Here is a 6,000-nt window from a genome sequence, read left to right as displayed (position 1 = left end):
CAGCATCAGCAACTTCTCGGCGTACGCCTGAGCCTCCGCGACTACAGGATCGACGTCAGGGTTGGTGGGCGCAGACATCGTCGTCACTGCCTCTCCTCAAGGGACGTTTACTGTTTCCAATAGTTACACCTACGGGTGGTCACGTCAACTCCGCGAACCCCTGGAAGCCGGCCCGCGCGCGCGTCGACGCGGCGGCCGGACAAGCTACTCACCAGTAAAAACGCCTCTACCTGTGACACCGTGTCATGCACAGTCTGTGGGCCCGCGTGGTGAGATCAGGAAAATTCTTTGTGGCGGGCGCGTCGCGGGACCGGCGGTACCGACTACCTGCGGCGATCCGCACAAAAACAAAGGCCCCGCGACGACTGCCGCGGGGCCTTGCCTAGGCGATGTCAGGATTGTGGCAGGTCCGGAATCCGGGTGGCGCGGGCATAGACCGTCTCGCCCTCGTTGAGCCGCAGGGCTGCGGCGTCACCGCGCGTCACCTGCGCGGCGAACTGATCGCCGGTGGCGGCATTGCGCAATTCGAGGCGGACCTCGAAACCCAACCGGACGATGCGTTCGACGGTGGCCCGGGTGACCCCGGCCGACTCGGCGGTGCCCTCGTGCTCGGCCAGCGCCATGCTCGGATCGCGGCCGATGCGGATGTCGTGCGGGCGGACCAGGTGACCGTTGAGCCGGGCGACCGCGCCGAGGAACGACATCACGAACTCGTTGGCCGGCCGGTCGTAGACCTCCTCGGGCGAACCGACCTGCTCGATGCGGCCCTTGTTCATCACCGCGATCCGGTCGGCCACGTCGAGGGCTTCCTCCTGGTCGTGGGTGACCAGCACGGTTGTCACGTGGACCTCGTCGTGCAGCCTGCGCAACCACTGGCGCAGATCGGTACGCACCTTGGCATCGAGCGCGCCGAACGGCTCGTCGAGCAGCAGCACCTGTGGGTCGACGGCGAGCGCGCGGGCCAGTGCCATGCGCTGACGCTGACCACCCGAGAGCTGCGCCGGGTACCGGTGCTGGAAACCGTCGAGGCCGACGATGCCGAGCAGCTCGTCGACGCGCTTGTCGATCTCCTTCTTGGGCCGTTTGCGAATGGTCAGCCCGAAGGCGACGTTGTCGCGCACGGTCATGTGCTTGAACGCGGCGTAGTGCTGGAACACGAAGCCGATGTCGCGCTTCTGCGGCGGCACGTGGGTGACGTCGTTGCCCGCGATGACCACGACGCCGGAATCCAGGTTCTCCAGGCCGGCGATCGAGCGCAGCAGGGTGGACTTGCCCGAACCGGACGGGCCGAGCAGGGCGGTCAGCTCGCCGGAGGGGATGTCGATGCTGACGTCGTCGAGAGCGGCGAAGGAACCGTAGTTCTTGCGCGCGTTGGTCACGGTGATCATTCGGTGCCCCGCTTGCGTTCGAGAAGAGTCATCAGAAGGAGTACGACCAGCGCCATGCCCATCAGGAGGGTGGCCGCGCTGTAGGCGCCGAAGGTGTTGTGGTCGTTGATGTAGCGGCCGTGCACCAGCAGGGTGAGCGTCTGGGATTCACCGGGCAGCGCGGTGGAGACCATGATGACCGCACCGAATTCGCCGAGCGCGCGGGCGACGGTGAGCACGACACCGTAGGTCAGACCCCAGCGGATGGCGGGCAGCGTGATGCGCCAGAACGTCTGCCAGCGCGACGCGCCGAGCGTGGCGGCCGCCTGTTCTTGGTCGTCGCCGATCTCGTGCAGCACCGGCTCCACCTCGCGCACCACGAACGGCAGCGTCACGAAGATGGTGGCGATGACCATGCCCGGCAGGCTGAAGATGACCTTGAAACCGAGCGTCTCCAGCCCACCGAACCAGCCACCGGCACCCCAGAGCAGGATCAGCGACACACCGACGACCACCGGCGACACCGCGAACGGCAGGTCGACGATGCCCTGCACCAGGCTGCGCCCGGGGAACTTGCTTCGCACCAGCGCCAGCGCCGTGACCACACCGAACACCACGTTCAGCGGAACGACGATGGCGACGATGATCATCGACAGCTGGAACGCCGACTGCGCGGCGGGCGTGGTGATCGACTCGAGGAACGCCCCGATCCCCCGCTCGAACGTGCGCCACAGAATGATGACCAGCGGCAGCACCAGCAGCACGGCCAGGTAGCCGAGCGCGACGGTACGCAACGACAGCCGGGTGAACGCGGACAGTCTCATCGGGCCGCCTCTTCCTTGCGCGCGGACCGTTCGGCCAGCAGCCGCAGCACGAGCAGGCTGACGAACGAGATCACCAGCAGCGCCACCGACACCGCGGCCGCATTGATCGGCCGGTCGACCTCGATCTGCTGCTGGATGTACTGCGAGGTCATCTGGGTCTCGCGCGGGATGTTGCCACCGATCAGCACCACCGACCCGTACTCCCCGATCGCCCTGGCGAAGGCGAGGCCGCCACCGGAGATGATCGCGGGGGTGAGCGTGGGCAGCACGATCCGCCGGAAGGTGATCCAGTTGCTCGCGCCGAGCGACAGCGCCGCCTGCTCGACCTCCTTGTCGACTTCGATGAGCACCGGCTGCACCGAACGCACCACGAACGGCAGCGTCACGAAGGCGAGCGCGACAACGAGGCCCGGCTGGGAGGCGTTGAGATGGATGTCGATCGGGCTGTTCGGGCCGTAGAGCGAGAGCAGCACGATCGAGGCCACGATGGTCGGCAGCGCGAACGGCAGGTCGATCAGCGCGTTGACGATCCCCTTGCCGGGGAATTCGTCGCGCACCAGCACCCAGGCGATGAGGGTGCCCATCAGCACGTTGATGACGGCGACGATCACCGAGACGCCGATGGTCACCTTCAGCGAGTCGAGCGCGGCGGGCGCGGTGACCGCGTCCCAGAATCCGGCCCAGCCGTCCTCGAACGAGCTGACCGTGAGCGCCGCGAGCGGCAGCAGCACGATGACGCTGAGCCACAGCACGGCGACACCGATGCCGACCGGGCCGACCGAGCCGGTCACGCGCAGCCACGACAAGCGGCGGCCCGCCGGGCGTTTTTCGGGTTTCGCGGCACCGCCGGGATCGGGGGTGACCCCGGTCCCGGCGTGCCCACTGCTGTCAGTCACAGTTGTCCAGTATCGCGTGTGCGCTGGGTCACGGCCTACTTGGTGGCCTGGTCGTAGATGACCGCGACCTTGCCGGTGCCCTGGGCGAACAGCTCCTTGTCGACCGTCTTCCAGCCGCCGAGGTCGTCGATGGTCCAGAGCTTGGTCGGCTGCGGGAAGTCGTCGGCGAACTCGGCCGCGACCTTCGGGTCGACCGGGCGGAAGCCTGCCTCGGCCCAGGCCTTCTGGCCCGCGGGGGTGAACAGGAAGTCGCGGAAGGCCAGCGCCTTGGCCTGGTTCTTGGCGTTCTTGAGCACCGCGACCGGGTTTTCGATCTTGAAGGTGACCGGCGGGTTGACGTGTTCGATCGGGTCGCCCTTGCGCTCGGAGAAGATGGCCTCGTTCTCGTAGCTCAGCAGCACGTCACCGGTGCCCTGCAGGAAGGTCTCGGTGGCTTCGCGGCCCGACTTGGGCTGCACCTTCACGTGTTCGGGCGAGATCAGCTGCGTCAGGTAGTCCAGGCCGGCCTGCGGGTTCTTGCCGCCGTCGCTCTTGGCCGCGTAGGGGGCGAGCAGGTTCCACTTCGCCGAACCGGAGCTGAACGGATTCGGGGTCACCACCTCGACGCCCGGCTTCACCAGGTCGTCCCAGTCCTTGATGCCCTTGGGGTTGCCCTTGCGCACCACCAGGGTCACCACCGAACCGAACGGGATGCCCTTGCTCGCGTCGGCGTTCCAGTTCGACTCGACCAGACCCGCGTCGACCAGGCGGGTGATGTCGGGCTCGACCGAGAAGTTCACGATGTCGGCCTCGGCACCGTCCTTGACCTTGCGCGACTGGTCACCCGACGCACCGTAGGAGGCCTGGACCTGGACGCCCTTGCCCGCCTCGGTCTTGTTGAACTCGGGCACGACCTTGTCGAAGCCCGGCTTGGGCACGGCGTAGGCGTAGAGGTTGATGGTGCCCGCGCTGCCGTCGGCGGCCGAGTCACCGCCGGTGGAGTCGCTGGCGCCGCCGCTGCAGGCCGACAGGGTGATGGCGGCGACAGCGGTGAGGGCGACAGCGGCGACGCGACGGCGCGAGCCGAATCGGGTGGTGCGAGACATCGGGATGAACCTTTCGGAAAGGACCTGCCGGACAACGGTTTTCGTTGTGGCGGGTTGACGCATGTCGAGAAGGATGGCGCGACTCGGGCCCGGGGCCCCGGAGTGACGAACGACACCTGCGAAAGGAAGCGCGCGCCAGTCTACTGGGAAGAAACGCGCAGGAGTGTCCGGTGGCCGATCAACGACAGAGAATATCGGCGACAGCGAGGTTGCCGACAGCGATCAACGCCAGTTCATGGCGGATCTGCGGGGCGACACTCGATGACACAGGCGAACTGTAGCAGATTTGTGCATGATGGTTCGAATCGACGAGAGTTCAACAACGAGGGGGGATTTCAGCCATGACCATGGCTCCTGACCGGGTCCGGACACGTTTTCCGGAGATCAGCACGCGCACCTGGGAGCACCCGGCCGACCGCACCGCGCTGGTGACCCTGCGCTCGCTGAGTGGGTTCGACACGGTGCTGCGCGCACTGTCGAGCCTGCTGCGGGAACGCCAGCACCGGTTGCTCTACCTGGCCACCGCAGTACGGGTCGACGATCGCCAGTTCCGCACCCTGCACCAGTTGCGCGCCGACTGTGTCGGCGTGCTCGACGCGCAGGTCACGCCGGAGATGTTCGTGCTGCAGGACCCGTCGGTGAACGCCTTCACCATCGGGATGGACAAGCCGTTCATCGTGCTCACCACCGGCCTGCTCGAGCTGATGGACACCGAGGAGCTGCGGTTCGTCGTCGGGCACGAACTCGGGCACGCGCTGTCCGGGCACGCCGTGTACCGCACGATGCTGATGCATCTGATGCGGTTGTCGGCCTCGGTGGGCTGGATGCCGGTGGGTGGCTGGGCGCTGCGCGCGATCGTCGCGGCGCTGATGGAGTGGAGCCGCAAGTCCGAACTGTCCGGCGACCGCGCGGGACTGCTGTGCTGCCAGGACGTGGACGCCTCGGTGCGCGTGCACATGAAGACGGCGGGCGGCGCCTGGCTGAAGGAGATGAACCACGGCGCCTTCCTCGACCAGGCCGACGACTACCTCCGTTCGGGCGACCTGCGCGACGGCGTGCTCAAGCTGCTCAACCTGGAGTTGCAGTCGCATCCGTTCTCGGTGCTGCGCGCCGCCGAACTGCGCCGCTGGATCCAGTCCGGCGAATACGACCGGGTCCTTTCGGGTACCTATCCGCGACGTGAGCAGGATCGCAACGCGCGCATCAGCGACGAGGTGAAGGAGGCGGCCCGCCACTACCGCGAGTCGTTCGACCAGTCCGAGGACATGCTGGTGCGCACCGTGCGCGATCTGGGGCGCGATGTGGGATCGGCGGTGAACACCGTCGGCCAGGAAGTCGGCCGTACCGTCGCCGACCTGGGCAAACGTTTCGACGACTGGCGTAGGAACTGATCCGGCCGACCGGTGTGCGCTATCGGCGCGCGTCGGTCACCTGGTGAAGAACCAGGCGATGACGACCAGGACGAGCAGGGCGACGAGGGCGAGCTGAACGCGCGAACGTGGCATCAGCGGGCACCGCTGCCGACGGTGGGGCGTGCCGGAGCGGGCGCCGGGACGGGTGCGAGCTCGGGGCGGTCGTCGCGGCCGAGCGCACGGAAGATCGCGCGCAGGGCGCGGTCGAGGCCGTAGGCGATGGCGAAGCTGATCGGGACCATGCCGACCAGGACGACGAGGAATTGGGGGATGAACGGCAGCCCGGCCACCCACAGTTCGAAGCCGTCCCACCATCCTGCGATCCGTTGCACGACCACCACCCTAGTAGGTCGTCGTGAACACCCCTCACGACCGGGCGGTTTATCCGGTGCGGTGGACGCAGGCCGACATCGCAC

The 6,000-nt window shown here is 67.3% G+C and carries 7 protein-coding genes; 1 reads left to right on the top strand and 6 read right to left on the bottom strand.

The genetic code is table 11. The features are described from left to right. Positions 1–392: 392 nt before the first annotated feature. From ACWEVR_RS19550 to ACWEVR_RS19530, 5 genes are all read right to left on the bottom strand, one after another. Positions 393–1,388 carry a sulfate/molybdate ABC transporter ATP-binding protein gene (locus ACWEVR_RS19550; RefSeq protein WP_067642328.1) on the bottom strand — a complete coding sequence of 332 codons (996 nt, stop codon included), beginning with the start codon at positions 1,386–1,388 and terminating at the stop codon, positions 393–395. Next, on the bottom strand, positions 1,385–2,191 hold the full coding sequence (gene cysW, locus ACWEVR_RS19545) for a sulfate ABC transporter permease subunit CysW (RefSeq protein ID WP_067642329.1): 807 nt from the start codon (positions 2,189–2,191) through the stop codon (positions 1,385–1,387). The genes ACWEVR_RS19550 and cysW overlap by 4 nt, the downstream gene beginning before the upstream one ends. Further along, on the bottom strand, positions 2,188–3,087 hold the full coding sequence (gene cysT, locus ACWEVR_RS19540; RefSeq protein WP_452468077.1) for a sulfate ABC transporter permease subunit CysT: 900 nt from the start codon (positions 3,085–3,087) through the stop codon (positions 2,188–2,190). Before cysT ends, cysW begins: the two co-directional genes overlap by 4 nt. Before the next feature lie 35 nt (positions 3,088–3,122). Continuing rightward, positions 3,123–4,172, bottom strand: a complete 1,050-nt coding sequence (locus ACWEVR_RS19535) for a sulfate ABC transporter substrate-binding protein (protein ID WP_452468076.1) — start codon at positions 4,170–4,172, stop codon at positions 3,123–3,125. A gap of 178 nt (positions 4,173–4,350) precedes the next feature. Continuing rightward, complete coding sequence (locus tag ACWEVR_RS19530; RefSeq protein ID WP_019045829.1) at positions 4,351–4,440, bottom strand: Ms4533A family Cys-rich leader peptide; 90 nt, start codon at positions 4,438–4,440, stop codon at positions 4,351–4,353. 73 nt (positions 4,441–4,513) lie between these two features. Between ACWEVR_RS19530 and ACWEVR_RS19525 the strand changes: the two genes are divergently transcribed. After that, a complete protein-coding gene (locus ACWEVR_RS19525) occupies positions 4,514–5,563 on the top strand; it encodes a M48 family metallopeptidase (RefSeq protein ID WP_452468075.1) in 1,050 nt (349 codons plus the stop codon). A gap of 113 nt (positions 5,564–5,676) precedes the next feature. Here ACWEVR_RS19525 and ACWEVR_RS19520 read toward each other — a convergent pair whose 3' ends face one another. Next, a complete protein-coding gene (locus tag ACWEVR_RS19520; protein ID WP_067642389.1) occupies positions 5,677–5,916 on the bottom strand; it encodes a hypothetical protein in 240 nt (79 codons plus the stop codon). Between the last annotated feature and the right edge of the window lie 84 nt (positions 5,917–6,000).

This window comes from Nocardia sp. NPDC003979 (genome assembly GCF_053605015.1).
Note: the sequence above shows the minus strand (reverse complement) of the source record. Positions and strands in the feature narration are given on the sequence as shown.